Raw genomic sequence first — 19,067 nt, 5'->3', positions numbered from 1 at the left:
ACGGCCGTTCCCGGATTGCATCCGGGCTACGGAGGTCTGCGCCGCTAGGCCTTGGGCAGCGCTTCCAGCACCTGCCGGTACAACCCCTGCAAACGCTGGGCATCCTCTTCTTCCAATGTCTCTTGCTGCAAGCGTCGGGCGAATACGTCCTCCACGCTCAGTTCATCCAGCGTTTCCCGCGCTTCGCTGGCCAGGCTGGCACTGGCGTTACCGCGTTCACGGCGAATGCGCAGCACCTCCACGGGATGCCCTTCGCACAGGGTGTTGATCCGGCTTTGCAGGTCGCTCAGGTAGTCGTCAGTGCTCACTTGCACTTCCAGCCATACGGGCCGCTCGGGCGCGCCCTGAGCAGCGGCCTCGGCGATGGCGCCTGCCAGCTCCTTGAGCGAGCCGCGCAGGCTGGCCATGGGCTGGAACACCGGCACGGGCAGCGGTGTGATCGATTGCAACGTGGCAGCTCCGAACTCCAGCAGCAGGACTTCCTTCTGCTGACGCGCCTCGTCGAAGGACAACGCAATCGGTGAGCCGCTGTAGCGGATGTGCTCCAGCCCGCCGACCTTCTGCGGGCGGTGGATATGGCCAAGGGCGATGTAGTCCGCCGGTGGGAAGGCACTGGTGGGGAAGGCCTCCAGACTGCCGACGTAGATCTCGCGCACCGACTCGCTGGCGCTGGCACCAACCGTGGTGAGGTGACCGGTGGCGATGATCGGCAGCGCCTGGCCCAGCTCGTCACGCGTGCTCGACGCCAGCTCGTATAGCGCCCGGTAATGCTCGGCGATGGCCTGTTGCAGCGACTGCTGTTTGTCCTGCGCGCTCTGCCCCGCCTGGCTGGCCAGCACGTCGCGCGGGCGAATGAAGGGAATGGCGCAGAGAACGGCGCCTGGCTGGCCAGTACGATCGTTGAGCAGCAGTACCTGTTCAGCCAGGTCGACGCCCACACCCGGCACCACCTGGGCGCCCAGTTGCGCCAGCAGGCTGCGGCTTTCGCCGAGCATGGCGGGTGAGTCGTGGTTGCCGCCAAGCACCACCAGGGCGCAGCCGGCATCGCGCAGCTCCACCACCAGCCGGTAATACTGCTCGCGGGCGTAACTGGGCGGTGCGCCGGTGTCGAACACATCGCCGGCAATCAGCAAAACATCCACTTCACGTGCCCGCACCTGCTCCAGCAGCCAGGAGCAGAAGGCCTGGTGCTCGGTCTGGCGGGTCTTGCCCATGAAGTGCTGGCCCAGGTGCCAGTCGGAGGTGTGCAGGATGCGCAGGCTCATAGCGGCCAGTCCTGCACTACGATGTGGGTCTTGACCCGCTGCATCTGCGGGAATGCTTCGATGGCCGCGCGCACTTCGCTCAGGCGCGCCATGTTTGGCGCTTCGACCAGCACCAGCATGTCGGTCTCGCCGCTGATACCGCTGCAATGGCGGATTTCCGGGTATTCACGCATGCGCTCGACGTAATCCTGGCAACGGGCGTTCTGGTAGAACAGCTCGAGGAAGGCCTTGACCCCACCTTCGCCCGGCACCGCGACCTGGGCGTGATAGCCGCGAATCACCCCGCTCTCTTCCAGGTGACGAATCCGCTCACTGACTGCCGAACGTGACAGGTTGACCTCACGGGCGATCTGGCTGACGGAGGTACGCGCATCACTGCGCAGCAGGGCGAGGATCTGACGATCGAACTTGTCCACGGGGCTTCTCGGGGCGGCAATCAGGTTGACGTGGGAAACCGCCATTTCGTCGGCAAAAGGCGACACCCTGCAATCAGGCGGCGCTCTACCATGGCGGTATCTGCAAAGGCGTGAGCATACCCCATGAGTCGATTGAACAAGGAATTGGGCCTGCTGCAGGGCATCGCCCTGCTCAGCACCTCGCTGCTCGGCACCGGCATCTTCGTGGTGCCGGCCCTGGCGGCCACGGCGGCGGGCGAAGCGTCGTTATGGGCCTGGATGCTGCTGATCGTCCTGGTACTGCCAGTGGCGTTCACCTTCGCCCAGCTGGGCAAGCGCTTCCCTCATGCCGGCGGCGCGCCGCACCTGATCGGCCGCGCCTTCGGTCTGCGCATGGAAGGGGTCAGCGCCCTGCTGTTTCTCGCCGTGCTGCCGGTCGGTCTGCCGGCGGCTCTGCATATCGCCAGCGGCTTCTGGCTGGCGTTGTTCGATCTCGATCGCAGTGGCCTGTTGCTCATCGAACTGGCCACGCTGGGCGCCATTCTCCTGCTTGGCCAGCGTCCACCGAAAGCATCGGGCATGCTGCAGGGATTGATCGCCGCGGCCATCGTCACCAGCGTGGCGCTGATCTGGTGGGTCGGTGACCTGCCGCGCGCCAGCCAACCACTGCTGCCGGCGATGGAGGGCCAATGGCACCTGCTGCCGACGGCGCTGGGGGTGATGTTCTGGTGCTTCGTCGGTATCGAGGCCTTCACCCATCTGGGCGAGGAGTTCAAACACCCGGAGCGCGACTTTCCGCTGGCGCTGCTGCTCGGCGTGCTGCTGGCGGGCCTGGTGTACTGGGCCTGCTCGGTGGCGGTGCTGAGCTTTACCACCTACGGCGACGTGCACAGCGACACCACCGCCCTGCCCCGTCTGTTCGAACAACTGCTGGGCGAGCAGGCGCGCGTGCTGGTGGCGGTACTCGGTTACCTGGCCTGCTTCGCCTCGATGAACGTGTACATCCAGGGCTTCGCCCGGCTGATCTGGAGCCTGGCCGATGAAGGCCGCCTGCCGGCCAGACTGGCCGTTCGCAACCGCCAGGGCGTACCCGGCAGAGCCTTGCTGCTGGTGGTGATCTGTTGCGCGCTGTGCGCCATGCTCTCGGCCACCTTGAACCTGTCGGTAGACGATTTGATCCGCTATGCCAACGGCAACTTCGTGTTGATCTACCTGTTCAGCATGGCCGCCGGCTGGGTGCTGCTCAGTGGTATCTGGCGCCTGCTGGCCGGACTCAGCGGGCTGCTGTGTGCAGCGGTATTGATGATGCTCGGCAGCGATGCGCTGTATGCCGTTGGGCTGCTCGCCGCGCTGCTGCTGTTCAGTCACCTGCGTGGGAGGCACAAGGCGCTGGCGTAGGGCGGAGCACACCCCTGTGATCCACCGCGAGCCTGATGCTGGACAAAAGGGCGTCATCCACCCAACAGGTGACCGTGAGGCGCATGGGGTTCTATCCTTACCCTGATTTCGCCGAAAGGAAGCCTCATGCGCCGCGTACTCAACGACCTGAAAATCATGATCCTGGCCAACCTGTGGATCGTCCCGGTGGTGGCCGGCCTGGTCTGGGCGCTGTTCCAGTTCGTCGCACCGCCACCGCCGATGAGTGCCAGCATGGCCACCGGCGCCCAAGGCGGTGCCTACCAGCAGTTCGCCGAACGCCTGAAGGAAGAACTGGCCAAGGAAGGATTCGAGCTGAATCTGGTGCCGACCTCTGGCTCGCGCGACAACCTGCAGCGTCTGCTGGCCAAGGACCCGGAAGTGGATATCGCCCTGGTGCAGAGCGGCCTGGAGCGTCAACTGGCCCCCGAAGAACAGCGTCAGCTGGAAAGCCTGGGTGCGATCTATCAGGAGCCCCTGTGGCTGTTCTATCGACGTGACGTGGCGCTGGATCGCATTGCCGATCTGCTGCCACTGCGCCTCGGCCTGGGCGGCGAAGGCAGCGGCACCCGCGCAGCCAGCGATGCCATCCTCGGCGCCAATGCCATCGAGCCCGAACACTATCCCGAAAGCTGGCAGAGCATCGGGGGTGGCAAGGCCGCCCGCGCGCTGATGGCCGGTGAACTGGATGCAGCATTCTTCGTTGGCCCGGCAGAAAACGCCCTGGTGCAACAACTGGCGGCCAACCCGGACATCGCCCTGGCGCACTTTCGTCGCGCTGCCGCCTACGCAGCGCGCTTGCCGTTCTTCAATCAGGTGAAGGTCGGTGAAGGTCTGCTGGATCTGGCCAGCAATGCACCTGATCGCGACATCGTCACCCTTTCTCCGGTTGCCACCCTGGTGGTCAACGACAACTTCAACCCCGGCCTGGTGCCACTGTTTCTCGAGGCCAGTCGCGAAGTGATGCGCGACGGTACCCTGCTCGACGCCGCCGGCACCTTTCCCAGCGCCGAGCCCCGCACCTTCGAACTGCACAAGGATGCCGGACACTACTACGACAAGGGCCTGCCAATCCTGCAGCGCTACCTGCCGTTCCGTATCGCCTCGCTGGCCGACCGCTACATCATTCTGCTGATCCCCCTGATCGTGGTGATGATCCCGCTGTTCAAGGCCGTCGGACCGATCTACCAGTGGCGCATCCGTGCGCGTATCTACCGCTGGTACAAGCACCTGCGCGAAGTCGACCGCAAGCTGCACGCCGGCTCCCTGCCCGACGAGCTGGGCAGCGAGATCGAACGCCTGGAGCAGATGGAAGACGAGCTGGCAGCCGTGGAAGTGCCACTGTCGTACTCCAACGAGTTGTACGAACTGCACATGCATGTGCGCTACGTGATCGAGCGGCTGCGCGTGTTGCAGCAGCGACGGCATCCGTAGGGTGGATCACGCTTCATCGATCCACCACAGCGGTGGATGTAAGCAGCGACATCCACCCTACGTACTCCAACGAGTTATACGAGCTGCACATGCACGTGCGCTACGTGATCGAGCGGCTGCGCGTGTTGCAGCAGCGACGGCATCCGTAGGGTGGATCACGCTTCATCGATCCACCGCAGCGGTGGATGTAAACAGCGACATCCACCCTACGCGTTCCAACGAGTTATACGAGCTGCACATGCACGTACGCTACGTGATTGAGCGGCTGCGCGTGTTGCAGCAGCGGCGGCAGCCGTAGGGTGGATCACGCTTCATCGATCCACCACAGCGGTGGATGTAAACAGCGACATCCACCCTACGCGCTGTGGGAGTGGCGTTAGCCGCGACGTGCTGCATGACTTTCAACACCGCTCACGGATACATCCGCACCAGAATCCATCACCCGCTTCGGGTAAACTGCGCCCCTGTTTCATTTGCCCACGAGACCGCCATGCCGATCCGCCACTGCATCGTCCATCTGATCGACAAGAAGCCCGACGGCAGCCCCGCCGTGCTGCACGCTCGCGACAGCGAGCTGGCCACGTCGCAAGCCATGGAGAACCTGCTGGCCGACCTCAACGAGAGCTACAACGCCAAGCAGGGCAAGGCCTGGGGTCTGTTCCACGAAGAATCCGGCGCCTACCCGTTCAGCGGCTGGCTCAAGGCCTATCTCGATGGCGAGCAGGATTTCACCGCCTTCAGCCGTCAGGCCGTCGAACACCTGCAGAAGCTGATGGAGGAATCCAACCTCTCCACCGGCGGCCACGTGCTCTTGGCCCATTACCAGCAGGGCATGACCGACTACCTGGCCATCGCCCTGCTGCACCACAGTGAGGGCGTGGCGGTGACCGACGCGCTGGACGTGACCCCGGCCAAGCACCTGGACCTCGGCCAACTGCACCTGGCCGCACGCATCAACATCAGCGAGTGGCAGAACAACAAGCAATCCAAGCAGTACATCTCCTTCATCAAGGGCAAGAACGGCAAGAAGGTCTCGGACTACTTCCGCGACTTCATCGGCTGCCAGGAGGGCGTCGACGGCCCGGGCGAAACGCGCACCCTGCTCAAGGCCTTCAGCGACTTCGTCGAAAGCGAAGACCTGCCCGAAGAGCAGGCCCGCGAAAAGACCAAGACCCTGGTCGGCTACGCCACCAGCCAGGCCAAGCTCGGCGAGCCGATCACCCTCGACGAGCTCTCCGGCCTGATCGACGAAGAGCGCCCCAAGGCCTTTTATGAACACATCCGCAACAAGGATTACGGCATGGCGCCGGAATTTCCGGCGGACAAACGCACCCTGAGCCAGTTCCAGCGCTTTACCGGCCGTGCCGAGGGGCTGTCGATCAGTTTCGAGGCGCACCTGCTGGGCTCGAAGGTCGAGTATGACGAAGGCCGCGACATGCTGATCATTCGCCAGTTGCCGACCCAGTTGAAAGACCAGCTCAAGCGCCGCCAGGATTGATGCATTTGTAGGGTGGGCCGGGCGGCGATCCGCTCAAGTTTTGTAGGGTGGGCTTCAGCCCACCAAGGAACTCGTCCATGTGGGCGCCCGGCCTACCTTACAAGGCCAAGATCGTTTGGGTGGGCTGAAGCGGATCGCCGCCCGGCCCACCCTACGCCCACGCTACGAGCCACGGGTTGATATGGCAGCATGGCCCGGCGCGGTTTACGCTGACAGGACCGCGCCATCACACAAGGATGCGAAACCATGAAGACGATTCTGCTGATGCTCGCCGCTCTGGCCCTGTGGCAGAACTGGGACAGGGTCGAGCGCTGGATCGACCCGCCCCAGGCGCGTAACGCCAGCGGCGAGGTGGTGCTCTACGCCACGCAGTGGTGTGGCTACTGCGCCAAGACGCGCGAGCTGTTCGCCGAGGACGGCATCGCCTATCGCGAAGTGAATATCGAGACCGATGCCGCCGGTCGCGCTCAGTATCAGGCGCTCGGTGGCCGCGGCGTGCCGGTGATCGACCTGCGCGGGCAGGTCATCCACGGCTACGACGTACGAGCCATTCGCGCCGCCTACTGACAGGCGGCGCGAGAGGCCTCAGCGCGCCTCGATACGAAAGCCCAAGCGCGGGAAGTGCACATGCACGACGCCGGCGCGCTCATCTTCGCGACGCAGGATCAGCTCGTCGCGCCCGGCATGCAGCAACTCGCCCTGCACCGGGTCGACACCATAGTCCACGGCAGCGATGCTCACCGCCTGGCCAGCTTTGAAGCCATTGGGCTCGACAAAATCCTCTTCCGGCAGCGCTGCCGGAGTCGCCTCACGCGCCACCGTGATTGCCTGCTCACTGCTCATCTCGCTCAACGAGCCATGGCCGAAGCCGAGCACACGACCAAGCCAGGCAGCGACTTCCGGGTAGTCGTCGACCAGCGGCGAGGTAACCGGCGTGCCGCGCAGAAACCACAGGCAATGAGCCACGGAAAAATCGGCGAGCGACGGTTCACCGAAGAGGAAATCGCCCTGCTCGCGTTGCAACTGGCGCTGCAATGCGCCCATCAGTGCAGGCCAATTGTGCTTGGCCTGCTCCAGTGGCAGCCGAGTCGCCGTTCCCCCGGAAAACAGCGCGCCACGGTCGGCGGCGAAGGCCTTGGCGAACTCAGGCGGCACCTTGGCGAAGCGTAGCGCCATCGACTCCGGCTGGAAAACCAGCGCCACGGAATGCTGGAACAACACCGAGTCGGCCCACTGCGCCAGCAGGCTGACATTGAACTCCTGACCTTCGGGCAGCAGCGCCGGGGTGGCCTTCTCGGCTTCCAGGCGGCGAGCGATCAGCGCGGTATCGCAGTAGACATCGGCGCCAACCTGCAGCACCGGCGTCTTGCGGTAGCCGCCGGTCAGCGCGGTGAGATCGGGCTTGGGCATCAGTGGCGGGATCATCACCGAACGCCAGGACAGTTGCTTGAAGCCCAGCATCAGGCGGGCCTTCTCGGCGAACGGCGAGGTCGGGTAGTGATGAAGGATCAACTCATGCATGGCGCGCTCCGCGTCGGATCAAAAGTCCTCAGCTTACCCGCGCGCCACATGCGCGCAACCGTCTCAGGCTGATGAACCGCCATCAACGGCCAGAATGAGCGCCTCTTTGGCGCTTTTGCTCAGGCGCTTGATCGCACGCTCACGGCGCAACGCATCGCCCTTGCCGGCACAGGCTTCGACGTAGGCCAGGGCCAGCGCCGGGCTGGTATGGAAGAACCGGGCGCCCTTGCCACTCTGGTGCTGGGCGAAACGCCTTTGCGGGTCATCGCTGATGCCGCAATACAGCGCGCCATTGGCGGCGCGCACCAGATACACGAACCAGGCTTTTTCGACTGCTGCATTCATCCGCGCGCAGGAAACCACTCACGCGCCGAGCGCCACAGGCACATGCCGACGAAGTAGGCCGAAGCCAACCACCACAGCCCAAGCAGCCAGAACTGATTGACCGGGTACTGCAGGATCAGTAGCGCGCTGGAGAGCATCCAGACGAAAGTCACGAGGATGTTCAGCGGCATGAACTGGCGTACGCGGAACGGGTGCAGGAACTTCATCTTGGTCAGGGTCAGGCCGGCCAACAGGACGATCACGCCCAGGGTGATCCAGGGATGGACATCAAGGATGAAGAAATACAGCACCACTACGTTCCACGCTGCCGGGAAGCCGACGAAATAGTTGTCCTTGCTCTTCATGTTCAGGTTGCAGAAGCAGAACAGCGAGGACAGTAGAATCAGGCCCACAGCGAACAACGGCGTGTAATCCGGCAGCGGGATGAAGCGGTAGAGAAAGATCGCGGGAATGAATACGTAGGTGAGGTAGTCGATCACCAGGTCGAGGGTCGAACCGTCGAAATGCGGCAGCACGCCCTTGACGTCATAACGGCGCGCCAGCGAGCCGTCCAGACCATCGACCAGCAGCGCCAGGCCGAGCCACAACAGGCATTGCTTGGGTTGACCGTCGAGCACGGCCAGCAATGCCAGCAGGGCAAGGATCACGCCGCTGGCGGTAACAGCATGGACCCCCCAGGCTTTGGCCTGTTTTACGGCAACGATCAGTTCGGTCACGGCAGGTCTCGATTGGCAGTTGAGGTGCGGCACCCGGTGTGCGCACTCTTTATTGAAGGCTAAGACCGGCTAGCCTACCACTGCGTTCCTTCGCCCGCCTCAGCGCGTGCCGCGAAACTGGGCCAGCCCGCGTGCCGCCTGTCGACGAATGGCAGCCTGAACCGGTGGCGCCCACCCCAGCAGAAGCCCTTTGCCACCTAGCGCCTGACGTGCCCAGCGCCATAGATCGAAGTGATCGCGATGCTCGACGATCAGTCCGTCGCGAAACACGAAGCGCGCCTGAATATGGTTGACCACCTGACGACCGGTGGCGCTGAAACGGTAGCTGGCGACCCAGCGCGCGCTGCCGGCATGGTCGTCGGCGTGTACCGCGTCGAAGGTCAGCGAGAAGCCTTCGGCGCGACTGCACAGCATGCGCCACATATCGCCCGCCTCCGCACCGCGCAGGTCGACGAAGACCGGGTCGGAGAAGCGCACGTCCTCGGCGTAACAGCCAGCCATGGTCTCGGCATCGAGCTTTTGGAAGGCGCTGTAGAAACGCTGGATCAATTCGGCGTTGGCGTGGCTCATGGTTCGCTCCTGCGTGCGTTGTGGTTCGGGTTCACCCGCCAATGATGCGATGACATCGGTGCGCACAGCGCACCCTGCTGCGCGATGGTGAATGCAGCCTAGTCTGGGCGCAGAAGAAGGGTGTGGCGATTGGCTATAAAGACAACTTTGTGTCAATAATCGCCAACTCCATTCCAGGTCACCGTTATGCTGCGCATCGCCTTGTACGTCTGCCCGCAAACCATCTGCTCCAGCCTGAGCATGGCGCAGGACGCCTTCAGCCTGGCCAATCGTCTGGCAGGAGCACCCCGTTTTCAGCTGCAGCGTTTCAGTCTCGATGGCCAACCCGTGCACCTGGAATTCGCGCAGATTCTGGTCGATGGCGGCCTTGAGTTGGCCGAGCAAGCCGACCTGCTGATCGTTCCCGCCACCGGCAGCGTCATCACCCGCACGCTGGAGAGCAACGCCAAACTGCTGCCCTGGCTGGCCCAACGTGACCAGCAACAGGTGGCAAGTCTCTGCAGCAGCGCCTTCCTGCTGGCGGCTGCCGGCCTGCTCGATGGGCGCCAGGCGACCACCCACTGGGCTCTGGCTGATGCCTTCGCCCGGCACTTTCCCCAGGTGAACCTGCGCAGCGATCTGCTGTTGACCGAGGACGGTCCGCTGTTCTGCTCTGGCGGTGCCCAGGCCGGGCTCGACCTGTGCCTGCACCTGATAGCCCTGCATGCCGGCGAATGGCTGGCGCAACAGGTCGCCAGCGCCATGGTGATCGAGCGTCAGCGCGGTACGCAGACGCGTTTCGCCCCGCTGCTACCCAGCAGCGAAGACACATCCCTTGCCCCGCTGCTGACCTGGCTGCGCAAGCATCACGCCGAAGTGATCGATCTCAACCGTCTTGCGCAGCAGGCACACTGTTCGCCACGTACCTTGTTGCGGCGCTTCAAACAGGCCACCGGGCTGACTCCAGGCGATTACCTGCAGCGCCTGCGTATCAGTCTGGCGCAGCAGGCGCTGACCGATTCGGCGCAGTCGCTGGAGCAGGTCGCCAGCCAGGTGGGTTTTGCCGACCGCGCGACCTTCGCCAAGCGCTTCAAGCAGTTGTGCGGGGAAACGCCGGGCGCCTTCCGCAAGCGCATGCAGGGCCACGGAGCCGCGCCGCCGGGCCCGTAGGGTACGCCGTGCACACCAATCTGGGGCGCTGGGCATTCGAGAGGGCTTCGGGTCCGCGGTGCGCATGGCGCCCCCTAACTCAAGGCGCATCCCGTGGCCCATGAAAAAGGGAGCCCGAAGGCTCCCTGATCGATGGCGCGATGCAGGCTCAGTGCAGGATCTGGCTGAGGAACAGCTTGGTGCGTTCGTTCTGCGGGTTGGTGAAGAAGGCGTTCGGTTCGGCCTCCTCCACGATCTCGCCCTTGTCCATGAAGATCACGCGGTTGGCCACGGTGCGGGCAAAACCCATCTCGTGGGTCACGCAGAGCATGGTCATGCCGTCTTCGGCCAGGCCGATCATGGTGTCCAGAACCTCTTTCACCATCTCCGGGTCGAGGGCCGAGGTCGGCTCGTCGAACAGCATGATCTTCGGCTTCATGCACAGCGCGCGGGCAATCGCCACACGCTGTTGCTGACCGCCGGAGAGTTGCCCCGGAAACTTGTTGGCCTGCTCGGGAATACGCACGCGCTCGAGAAAGTGCATGGCAATTTCCTCGGCCTGACGCTTGGGCATCTTGCGTACCCACATCGGCGCCAGGGTGCAGTTCTGCAGCACGGTGAGATGCGGGAACAGGTTGAAGTGCTGGAATACCATGCCCACTTCGCGGCGAATCGCTTCGATGTGCTTGAGGTCGCTGGTCAGCTCGGTGCCATCGACCAGGATGCGCCCCTGCTGGTGTTCTTCCAGACGGTTGATGCAACGAATGGTGGTGGACTTGCCCGAACCGGACGGGCCGCACAGGACGATGCGCTCGCCCGGCTGCACGCTGAGATTGATGTCCTTGAGTACGTGGAACTGGCCGTACCACTTGTTCACACCCTGCAGCAGGATCATCGGCTCGGCGCTGGGTTGTTTGATTGCTTCACTCATAAATTCACTCCTCTCGAGGGGCTGATCCAGGGTTTAGCGAGCTAGAGCCAGGCAAGGCGAAAACAGGTGAGGAAGCGCAGCGTACGGTTGTACGTGAGCATTCCGAGAATGTTTTCAACGCCGCCTGGCCGACGCGCAGCAAATACTGATCAGCTCCTAACGCTTGTGGCCGGTATCCAGTTTTCGCTCCAGATGCAGCGAATAGCGGGACATGCCGAAACAGAAAATCCAGAAGACCAACGCGGCGAACACATAGCCTTCGGTGGCCATACCCAGCCATGCCGGGTCGGTGGTCGCCTGCTTGATACTGTTGAGCAGATCGAACAGGCCGATGATGATCACCAGACTGGTGTCCTTGAACAGGGCGATGAAAACGTTGACGATGCCCGGAATCACCAGCTTCAGCGCTTGCGGCAGGATCACCAGGCCCATCATCCGCCAGTAGCCCAGGCCCATGGCCGCGGCCGCCTCGTACTGACCTTTGGGAATGGCCTGCAGACCACCGCGCACCACCTCGGCGATGTAGGCGGACTGGAACAGGATCACCCCGATCAGCGCACGCATCAGCTTGTCGAAATGCATGCCTTCGGGCAGGAACAGCGGCAGCATCACCGAGGACATGAACAGCACGGTGATCAACGGCACACCGCGCCAGAACTCGATGAAGGTGACGCAGATGACCTTGATCGCCGGCAGGTTGGAACGTCGTCCCAGTGCCAGCAGAATACCCAGCGGCAAGGCGCCGGTGATGCCGACGGAGGCGATCACCAGAGTCAGCATCAGGCCGCCCCACTGGCTGGTGGATACCACGCTCAGGCCGAATACGCCGCCATGCAGCAGGCACCAGGCGATCACCGGATAGATCACCAGGAAGCCCAGGCCGTAGAACGCCTTGCGCGGCATCTGCGGCACGAACAGCGGCGCCGCACCGACGATGGCCAGCCACAGCGTGGCGTCCACGCGCCAGCGCAGTTCGCTGGGGTAGAAGCCGTACATGAACTGACCGAAACGCTGCTGGATGAACACCCAGCACGCGCCTTCCTTCGTGCAGTCGGCGCGGGTGCTGCCCACCCAATTGGCATCGATGATCGCCCACTGCAGCAGCGGTGGCACCACCAGCCAGATCAGATAAAGCGCGAAGAGGGTCAACAGGCTGTTGAACCAGTTGGAAAACAGGTTGGCCTTGAGCCAGCCCACCGCACCGACGCTCATGCGTGGCGGCGGCAGGTCCGGTTTGAATGTATGAGTCTGCATGGCTGCTCCTTACCGCTCAGTCAGCGCGATGCGCTTGTTGTACCAGTTCATCAGCAGGGAAATGCTGATACTGATGGCCAGATACACGCTCATGGTGATGGCGATCACCTCGATGGCCTGGCCGGTCTGGTTGAGCACGGTGCCGGCGAACAGTGAAACCATGTCCGGGTAGCCGATACCGGCGGCCAGGGACGAGTTCTTCGCCAGGTTGAGGTACTGACTGGTCAGTGGCGGAATGATCACGCGCAGTGCCTGCGGGATGATCACCAGGCGCAGGGTGACGCCCGGGCGCAACCCAAGCGAGCGTGCCGCTTCGGTCTGACCATGACTGACCGCCATGATCCCGGAGCGAACGTTCTCGGCGATGAAGGCTGCGGTGTAGATGGTCAGCGCCAAGGTCAGCGCCATCAGCTCGGGGATCATCACCCAGCCGCCACGGAAGTTGAAACCGGTCAACTCCGGCACGCTCCACACCAGCGGGTTGCCACCAATCAGCACGGTAAGACCGGGAATCACCACGATCAGCGCCAGCGAGGTCCACAGCAGCGGGAAGATCTGGCCAGTGGCCTCGCGGCGCTTCTTGGCCCAGCGTCCCAGGGCGATGATGCCGACGATAGTTGCCAGCAGGACCACCGCGAACAGCCCGAAACTCTCCGAAGGGCCAGGCGCCGGCATGTACAGACCGCGACTGTTGAGGAAGAAGATCTCACCAACACCCAGGCTCTGCCGAGGGCCAGGCAGGGCGAGAAATACCGCGAAATACCAGAAGAGGATCTGCAGCAGCGGCGGAATGTTGCGGAAAATCTCGATGTAAACGGTGGCCAGCTTGCTGATCAGCCAGTTGGGCGATAGCCGCGCCACACCCAGCAGAAAGCCGAGGATTGAGGCCAGCACGATACCGATGAAGGACACCAGCAGGGTATTGAGCAAGCCGACCAGGAACACACGACTGTAGCTGTCGCTTTCCGTGTAGTCGATCAGGTGCTGGGCAATACCGAAGCCGGCGCTGTTATTGAGAAATGCGAAGCCGGAAATGATCCCGCGCTTCTCCAGGTTGGCCTGGGTGTTCTGGAAGAGAAACCAGCCGAGCGCCACAACGGCGATAACGGCAATGATCTGGAAAGCCCAAGCACGCACCTGCGGATCGTTCAGAAGCGATCCTCGCGGGCGCGGGGCATTAGCAGTCGTGTGCATGACAACCCTCATGGAAGCACCGGCCGCACGCAAGCCGGCCGGAGTTCACGTAAATCGGAAACGACAGCGGCAGGCCGTAGGCCTGCCGCTGTGGACGGTCAACGCACCGGCGGTGCGTACTGCAGACCACCCTTGTTCCACAGGGCGTTGAGGCCACGCTCGATCTTCAGCTCGCTGCCGGCACCGACGTTACGGTCGAAGGTCTCACCGTAGTTACCGACTTGCTTGACGATCTGTACTGCCCAGTCCTTCGGCAGCTTGAGGTCTTTGCCGAACTCACCTTCAGTACCCAGCAGACGGGCTACGTCCGGGTTCTTGGTGTCTTTGGCAGTCGCTTCGACGTTGGCCGAGGTCACACCCAGTTCTTCGGCGTTGACCATGGCGAACAGGGTCCAGCGCACGATGTCGAACCACTCTTCGTCACCCTGGCGCACGACCGGGCCCAGAGGCTCCTTGGAGATGACTTCCGGCAGCACGACATAGTCGTCCGGGTTGGCCAGTTTGATGCGCTGTGCATACAGCTGCGACTGGTCGGAGGTCAGCACGTCGCAACGACCAGCTTCGACCGACTTGGCGCTCTCGTCGGAGGTATCGTAGGTGATGGGGGTGTACTTCATGCCGTTGGCACGGAAGTAGTCGGAGAGGTTCAGCTCAGTGGTGGTACCGGCCTGGATGCAGACGGTAGCTCCGTCCAGTTCCTTGGCGCTGGAAACGCCCAACTTCTTGTTCACCAGAAAGCCCTGGCCGTCATAGTAGTTGGTGCCAGTGAAGTTCAGACCCAGTGCGGCGTCGCGCGAGCTGGTCCAGGTGGTGTTACGCGACAGGATGTCGACTTCGCCGGACTGCAGCGCGGTGAAGCGCTCCTTGGCGGTCAGCGGGCTGTACTTGACCTTGGTCGCGTCGCCGAAAACCGCAGCTGCAACAGCACGGCAGACGTCAACGTCGAGACCCAGGTAGTTGCCTTTTTCATCGGCATAGGAGAAGCCAGGCAGACCGTCACTGATACCGCACTGCACGAAGCCTTTCTTCTGCACTGCATCCAGGGTGGCGCCTGCCTGAGCAAAGCCACTGACACCGAGCACAGCTGCGGTGGTCAGCACAGCCAGGGTGGATTTCACCATCTTCATCAAAAACCTCCAGTTGCTCTTGTTGTGTTGGAGTCTCCGTCCGCCTTCCCCACCCTTTTGAGGCACGCGATCCGCTGGCAGCAACGGTATCGACGAGAAGTTCGAACGTCAGGCAGGAGTCTAGTCGGCTTTACCCTCTGCTGGCCAACTGCCCCCACCCAGCCCATTGATTGAACGGGCCAGAGACGGATCGTCATCCATCTGGGCGATCAACCGCCCCGACGGTCTATTAGGAACCCCACACAGCAGATTCCTGCCTGTTGAGCGGTGCGCAGTGGCACAGTGTTACCGTTAGCGCACCGCGTCGTCAGTTCGAGTGAGACTTAGCAAGCCCCGTACCAGCACATGGCAAATGGCCGGATATGAGAGGGTCAAGGGCAAAAGATTCACCCGTGCGACAACTTCTTCACAGATTAGCCAAGCCTTGAACAGGGCGCCGCCCCAAATTAAGGCGCCCGCACCACACTGGAGCTACCAATGACCGCACCCATGATTTTGCAGCCCCCACAATCCGCCGATTCCAGCGTGATCTGGCTGCATGGGCTGGGGGCTGACCGCTACGATTTCCTGCCGGTCGCCGAGATGCTGCAGGAACGCCTGCCCAGCACACGTTTCATCCTGCCGCAGGCGCCAACCCGCCCGGTCACCATCAACGGCGGCTGGAGCATGCCGAGCTGGTACGACATCCTCGCCATGAGTCCGGCACGTGCCATCGACCAGGCGCAACTGGAGGAGTCCGCCGACCAGGTGATCGCCCTGATCGAAGCCGAGCGCGAAAGCGCCATCGCCCCTGAACGCATCGTCCTGGCGGGCTTCTCCCAGGGCGGTGCTGTGGTGCTGCACACTGCCTTTGTGCGCTACCCAGAGGTCCTCGGCGGGGTACTGGCACTCTCGACCTACGCCCCGACCTTCAGCGACGACATGCCGCTGGCGGATACAAAAAGACAACTGCCGGTGCTTTGTTTGCATGGCAGATTCGACGATGTGGTGACACCCGATATGGGGCGTGCCGCGTATGACCGCCTGCACGCCTGTGGGGTGCCGGTGCAATGGCGCGACTATCCGATGGCGCACGAGGTGCTGCCGGAAGAGATTCGCGATATCGCCCAATGGTTGGGCCAACTGCTGGCCGACTGACCGACCCGAGAGATGCACGATAAATGAGCACAGCGCCCCTCATTCGCACACTGCAGGATATCGAACGGATCGAGCGCACCGCGCTGAGTGATCGCGATCTGCCCAGCAGCACCTTCGAGCTGATTCGCCGCACGGCGCAGGCCAGTCCCGATGCAGCGGCGCTGTCGTTCATTGCCCAGGGTACGGGTGAGGAAACCCCGCTGCGCCTGAACTATGCCGAACTGCTCGGCAAGATCACCCAGACCGCCAACGCCTTCCACCGCCTGGGCCTGCGTCCTGGCAAGGCGGTATCCTTCCTGCTGCCCAACGTGCCGCAGACCCACTACACCATCTGGGGTGGCGAGGCGGCCGGCATCGTCAATGCGATCAACCCGCTGCTCGATCCCGAGCACATCGCCGAGCTGATCCACGCGTCGGACTCCGAGCTGCTGGTGACCCTGGCGCCCTTCCCCGGCACCGAGCTGTGGGACAAGGTCGATGCCCTGCGCGATCAGTTGCCAGAGCTGAAAGCGATTCTCTGCGTGGACATGGCCAACCTGTTGCCCGAGCCACAACGCAGCGCGATCAAGGCCCAGCGCGGCCCGCTGCCTGAGGGCGTGCTGGATTTCGATGAAACCATCGCCGCGTGCCCCGCCGACCACCTGGAAAGCGGCCGTGTGATCGCCGCCGACGACATCGCCAGCTACTTCCACACCGGCGGCACCACCGGCACACCGAAACTGGCGCCGCACAGCCACGGCAACGAAGTGGCGATGGCCTACAGCATGAACCTGGTGACCCGCTTCGGCGTCGGCGACGTGACGCTCTGCGGCCTGCCGCTGTTCCACGTCAACGGCGTGATCGTCACCGGGCTTACGGCCTTCATCGGCGGCGCGGAAGTGCTGCTGGCCACACCGCAGGGTTATCGCAATACCACGCTGATCAGCAACTTCTGGAAAGTGATCGCGCGCCACAAGGTCAGCTTCTTCAGTGGCGTACCGACCATCTACGCCGGCTTGCTGCAGATTCCCAGCGAGGGTCATGACCTGTCCTCGCTGAAATACGCCCTGTGCGGCGCCGCGCCGATGCCGGTGGAACTGATCCGCCAGTTCGAGGCCAAGACCGGCCTGACTCTGCTCGAAGGCTACGGCCTGACCGAGGGCACTTGCGGCAGCTGCGCCAACCCGCCAGCGGGCGAACGCCGCCCCGGCTCCATCGGCCTGCCCATGCCGTACTGCGAAGTGCGCATCAAGGTACTCGACGAGCAGGGACGCTATCTCCGGGAGGCCGAGCAGGATGAGATCGGCAACCTGTGCATCCGTGGCGCTACGGTGTTCAAGGGCTATCTGCAGGCGAGCAAGAACGCCGGCATCTGGGTCGATGGCGACTGGTTCAACACCGGCGATCTGGGTCGCGTCGATGCCGACGGCTATATCTGGCTGACCGGGCGCAGCAAGGATCTGATCATCCGTGGCGGTCACAACATCGACCCGCAGATGATCGAGGACGCCCTGCACAAGCATCCCGCCGTCGCCATGGCCGCTGCTGTGGGCAAGCCAGACGAAAAGGCCGGCGAATTGCCGGTGGTCTACGTGCAGCTCAAGCCGGGCGCGCAGGTCAGCGAAATCGAGCTGCTGGAACATGCCGCCACCCATATTCCCGAACGCGCTGCGGTGCCCAAGGACGCCTGGATCATCGATGCCATTCCGCTCACCGCGGTGGGCAAGACCTTCAAACCAGCGCTGCGCTTCGATGCCATCGCCCGTGTTTACCAGGCTGCTGTCGATGAGTTGCACCCGGCTGTTCGGGTCGAAGTGCTGAACGATGACAAGGCCGGTCAATTGGCCCACATCCACCTGCCGAATCAGGATCAGGCATTGGCTGCCACCATTGGCGAGCGGCTGTCCGGCTACGCGGTAGGCCATCGCATCCACTTCGCTGCGTGATCCAGAGCGCGCAAGGACGCGCACCAGTTAACAGCTTTGCATTTTCGTGCAACCGCTGGTCGGCAGAGCTTCAGGCAAGCATTGCCACGCCTGAAGCCCGGGAATAATGTCGAACGCTATTCGTAGACACGACAGGGAGCGTTGGTGGTGCCTCGGGCTTTTCGCCCGGTCAGGCCCGACGAGATTGTAATGAAACCGGCGCACTGGCAGGCAGACCTGCAACAAGTTCAACAGCTGCGACTATTTCATAATGTCGCCACCAGCAGCCTGGACCAGTTGCTGCGGGAATTTCGCGCCTGCGAGCTGGAAGCCGGCGAAGTGCTGCTCTCCCCCTTCAATCGCAACCAGCACCTCTATCTGCTGATCGAGGGCCAGTTGCGCGTCTACCTGGGATCACTGGACAACCAGGCCGTCAGCACCCTCGAAGTCGGCGACTGCGCCGGTGAAATCAGCTTCATCGACAACGAACATCCCTCCGCCTACGTGGTGGCCGAGCGCCCCTCCATCGTCCTGCGCCTGCATCGCGAGTCCCTGGTGGCGCTGTTCCAGCAATCCCCGCAGATGATGCAGAACCTGCTGGAGCTGCTCTGCGATCGTGTACGCCAAGGCAACCGGCAGATTCTCGACAGTGAGCAGAACGCCAACGTCGACACCCTCACCGGTTGCTTCAACCGGCGCTGGCTGGAGCACGTGTTCGAGCGCGAGAGCACCCGCTGCGCCTTCAACGATGAACCCATGTCGCTGCTGATGCTCGATGTCGACCACTTCAAGGCCTATAACGACCAGCACGGCCACCTGGCCGGCGACTACGCCCTGTGCCTGGTGGCGCATACCCTGAGCAGCCAGCTGAGGGCCAAGGACAGCCTGATACGTTTCGGTGGCGAGGAGTTCGTCATTCTCCTGCCGGAGATCGCCGATGAGGCTGCACGCGGTATCGGTGAGCGCCTGCGTATCAGCCTGGAGCAGATCGCCTCCTTCTACTCGCCGGTCGGCGTGCTGCCCGGCGTCACCATTTCCATCGGCCTCGCGCAGATGCGCCATCAGGACAGCCTGCAAAGCCTTATTGCACGTGCCGATACGGCGCTGTACCAAGCCAAGCAACAGGGGCGTAACTGCCTCTGCGGCTGAGCCTTGATCGCCTTGGTGCGCTAGGCTTTGTGGGAGGGGCTTTAGCCGCGACCGAATCGCCGCTGAAGCGCCTCCCACAGAGC

Annotated in this window: 18 protein-coding genes; 8 read left to right on the top strand and 10 right to left on the bottom strand. The window is 63.1% G+C overall.

What is annotated here, in order from left to right; all coding sequences use genetic code 11:
- Nucleotides 1-44: 44 nt before the first annotated feature.
- Complete coding sequence (gene sbcD, locus INS93_RS18385) at nt 45-1,265, bottom strand: exonuclease subunit SbcD (protein ID WP_192984702.1); 1,221 nt, start codon at nt 1,263-1,265, stop codon at nt 45-47.
- On the bottom strand, nt 1,262-1,681 hold the full coding sequence (locus INS93_RS18380; protein ID WP_192984700.1) for an Lrp/AsnC family transcriptional regulator: 420 nt from the start codon (nt 1,679-1,681) through the stop codon (nt 1,262-1,264). The genes sbcD and INS93_RS18380 overlap by 4 nt, the downstream gene beginning before the upstream one ends.
- A gap of 123 nt (nt 1,682-1,804) precedes the next feature.
- Between INS93_RS18380 and yjeH the strand changes: the two genes are divergently transcribed.
- The 4 genes from yjeH to INS93_RS18360 all read left to right on the top strand — a co-directional run bounded on the left by yjeH (nt 1,805) and on the right by INS93_RS18360 (nt 6,575).
- Nucleotides 1,805-3,058 carry an L-methionine/branched-chain amino acid transporter gene (gene yjeH / locus INS93_RS18375; RefSeq protein WP_192984698.1) on the top strand — a complete coding sequence of 418 codons (1,254 nt, stop codon included), beginning with the start codon at nt 1,805-1,807 and terminating at the stop codon, nt 3,056-3,058.
- Between the two features lie 126 nt (nt 3,059-3,184).
- Complete coding sequence (locus INS93_RS18370; RefSeq protein ID WP_192984696.1) at nt 3,185-4,510, top strand: TAXI family TRAP transporter solute-binding subunit; 1,326 nt, start codon at nt 3,185-3,187, stop codon at nt 4,508-4,510.
- A gap of 490 nt (nt 4,511-5,000) precedes the next feature.
- Complete coding sequence (yejK, locus tag INS93_RS18365; protein WP_192984694.1) at nt 5,001-6,008, top strand: nucleoid-associated protein YejK; 1,008 nt, start codon at nt 5,001-5,003, stop codon at nt 6,006-6,008.
- A gap of 246 nt (nt 6,009-6,254) precedes the next feature.
- Nucleotides 6,255-6,575 (top strand): glutaredoxin family protein, encoded by a 321-nt coding sequence (locus INS93_RS18360; RefSeq protein ID WP_192984692.1) that lies wholly within the window; start codon nt 6,255-6,257, stop codon nt 6,573-6,575.
- 18 nt (nt 6,576-6,593) lie between these two features.
- Here INS93_RS18360 and INS93_RS18355 read toward each other — a convergent pair whose 3' ends face one another.
- The 4 genes from INS93_RS18355 to INS93_RS18340 form a co-directional block, all read right to left on the bottom strand.
- On the bottom strand, nt 6,594-7,529 hold the full coding sequence (locus tag INS93_RS18355; RefSeq protein ID WP_192984690.1) for a glutathione S-transferase family protein: 936 nt from the start codon (nt 7,527-7,529) through the stop codon (nt 6,594-6,596).
- 63 nt (nt 7,530-7,592) lie between these two features.
- Nucleotides 7,593-7,874, bottom strand: coding sequence for a GIY-YIG nuclease family protein (locus tag INS93_RS18350; RefSeq protein ID WP_013716902.1), 282 nt, complete (start codon nt 7,872-7,874; stop codon nt 7,593-7,595).
- Nucleotides 7,871-8,590: a phosphatidylcholine synthase gene (pcsA, locus tag INS93_RS18345; protein ID WP_192984688.1), complete on the bottom strand. Its 720-nt coding sequence runs from the start codon at nt 8,588-8,590 to the stop codon at nt 7,871-7,873. The genes INS93_RS18350 and pcsA overlap by 4 nt, the downstream gene beginning before the upstream one ends.
- Before the next feature lie 99 nt (nt 8,591-8,689).
- The gene (locus INS93_RS18340) at nt 8,690-9,160 is read right to left on the bottom strand and encodes a nuclear transport factor 2 family protein (protein ID WP_192984686.1); all 471 of its coding nucleotides are present in this window, start codon (nt 9,158-9,160) and stop codon (nt 8,690-8,692) included.
- A gap of 186 nt (nt 9,161-9,346) precedes the next feature.
- Here INS93_RS18340 and INS93_RS18335 point away from each other — a divergent pair, with 186 nt between their 5' ends.
- The gene (locus INS93_RS18335; RefSeq protein WP_192984684.1) at nt 9,347-10,309 is read left to right on the top strand and encodes a GlxA family transcriptional regulator; all 963 of its coding nucleotides are present in this window, start codon (nt 9,347-9,349) and stop codon (nt 10,307-10,309) included.
- A gap of 148 nt (nt 10,310-10,457) precedes the next feature.
- On the opposite strand, the gene INS93_RS18330 is transcribed toward INS93_RS18335, so the two are convergent.
- The 4 genes from INS93_RS18330 to INS93_RS18315 form a co-directional block, all read right to left on the bottom strand.
- A complete protein-coding gene (locus INS93_RS18330) occupies nt 10,458-11,219 on the bottom strand; it encodes an amino acid ABC transporter ATP-binding protein (RefSeq protein WP_192984682.1) in 762 nt (253 codons plus the stop codon).
- Nucleotides 11,220-11,375: 156 nt separating this feature from the next.
- Nucleotides 11,376-12,473, bottom strand: coding sequence for an amino acid ABC transporter permease (locus tag INS93_RS18325; protein ID WP_192984680.1), 1,098 nt, complete (start codon nt 12,471-12,473; stop codon nt 11,376-11,378).
- Between the two features lie 9 nt (nt 12,474-12,482).
- Nucleotides 12,483-13,667, bottom strand: coding sequence for an amino acid ABC transporter permease (locus tag INS93_RS18320; RefSeq protein ID WP_192984679.1), 1,185 nt, complete (start codon nt 13,665-13,667; stop codon nt 12,483-12,485).
- A 98-nt stretch (nt 13,668-13,765) separates the two neighbouring features.
- Nucleotides 13,766-14,794: an amino acid ABC transporter substrate-binding protein gene (locus INS93_RS18315; protein WP_160019861.1), complete on the bottom strand. Its 1,029-nt coding sequence runs from the start codon at nt 14,792-14,794 to the stop codon at nt 13,766-13,768.
- Between the two features lie 477 nt (nt 14,795-15,271).
- Between INS93_RS18315 and INS93_RS18310 the strand changes: the two genes are divergently transcribed.
- The 3 genes from INS93_RS18310 (at nt 15,272) to INS93_RS18300 (ending at nt 18,984) form a co-directional block, all read left to right on the top strand.
- Nucleotides 15,272-15,931, top strand: coding sequence for an alpha/beta hydrolase (locus INS93_RS18310; protein ID WP_192984677.1), 660 nt, complete (start codon nt 15,272-15,274; stop codon nt 15,929-15,931).
- Between the two features lie 23 nt (nt 15,932-15,954).
- Nucleotides 15,955-17,856: an acyl-CoA synthetase gene (locus INS93_RS18305; protein WP_192984675.1), complete on the top strand. Its 1,902-nt coding sequence runs from the start codon at nt 15,955-15,957 to the stop codon at nt 17,854-17,856.
- A gap of 189 nt (nt 17,857-18,045) precedes the next feature.
- Nucleotides 18,046-18,984 (top strand): GGDEF domain-containing protein, encoded by a 939-nt coding sequence (locus INS93_RS18300; protein ID WP_192984673.1) that lies wholly within the window; start codon nt 18,046-18,048, stop codon nt 18,982-18,984.
- Nucleotides 18,985-19,067: the final 83 nt, after the last annotated feature.

The sequence above is a fragment of the Pseudomonas sp. EggHat1 genome (assembly GCF_014892995.1).
Lineage (GTDB): Bacteria > Pseudomonadota > Gammaproteobacteria > Pseudomonadales > Pseudomonadaceae > Aquipseudomonas > Aquipseudomonas chaetocerotis.
Note: the sequence above shows the minus strand (reverse complement) of the source record. Positions and strands in the feature narration are given on the sequence as shown.

Bases quoted from the DNA above. Each gene is read 5' to 3' on its own strand.
- sbcD (WP_192984702.1), bottom strand. From the start codon at position 1,265: ATGAGCCTGCGCATCCTGCACACCTCCGACTGGCACCTGGGCCAGCAC.
- yjeH (WP_192984698.1), top strand. From the start codon at position 1,805: ATGAGTCGATTGAACAAGGAATTGGGCCTGCTGCAGGGCATCGCCCTG.
- INS93_RS18370 (WP_192984696.1), top strand. From the start codon at position 3,185: ATGCGCCGCGTACTCAACGACCTGAAAATCATGATCCTGGCCAACCTG.
- yejK (WP_192984694.1), top strand. From the start codon at position 5,001: ATGCCGATCCGCCACTGCATCGTCCATCTGATCGACAAGAAGCCCGAC.
- INS93_RS18360 (WP_192984692.1), top strand. From the start codon at position 6,255: ATGAAGACGATTCTGCTGATGCTCGCCGCTCTGGCCCTGTGGCAGAAC.
- INS93_RS18355 (WP_192984690.1), bottom strand. From the start codon at position 7,529: ATGCATGAGTTGATCCTTCATCACTACCCGACCTCGCCGTTCGCCGAG.
- INS93_RS18350 (WP_013716902.1), bottom strand. From the start codon at position 7,874: ATGAATGCAGCAGTCGAAAAAGCCTGGTTCGTGTATCTGGTGCGCGCC.
- INS93_RS18340 (WP_192984686.1), bottom strand. From the start codon at position 9,160: ATGAGCCACGCCAACGCCGAATTGATCCAGCGTTTCTACAGCGCCTTC.
- INS93_RS18335 (WP_192984684.1), top strand. From the start codon at position 9,347: ATGCTGCGCATCGCCTTGTACGTCTGCCCGCAAACCATCTGCTCCAGC.
- INS93_RS18330 (WP_192984682.1), bottom strand. From the start codon at position 11,219: ATGAGTGAAGCAATCAAACAACCCAGCGCCGAGCCGATGATCCTGCTG.
- INS93_RS18325 (WP_192984680.1), bottom strand. From the start codon at position 12,473: ATGCAGACTCATACATTCAAACCGGACCTGCCGCCGCCACGCATGAGC.
- INS93_RS18320 (WP_192984679.1), bottom strand. From the start codon at position 13,667: ATGCACACGACTGCTAATGCCCCGCGCCCGCGAGGATCGCTTCTGAAC.
- INS93_RS18315 (WP_160019861.1), bottom strand. From the start codon at position 14,794: ATGAAGATGGTGAAATCCACCCTGGCTGTGCTGACCACCGCAGCTGTG.
- INS93_RS18310 (WP_192984677.1), top strand. From the start codon at position 15,272: ATGACCGCACCCATGATTTTGCAGCCCCCACAATCCGCCGATTCCAGC.
- INS93_RS18305 (WP_192984675.1), top strand. From the start codon at position 15,955: ATGAGCACAGCGCCCCTCATTCGCACACTGCAGGATATCGAACGGATC.
- INS93_RS18300 (WP_192984673.1), top strand. From the start codon at position 18,046: ATGAAACCGGCGCACTGGCAGGCAGACCTGCAACAAGTTCAACAGCTG.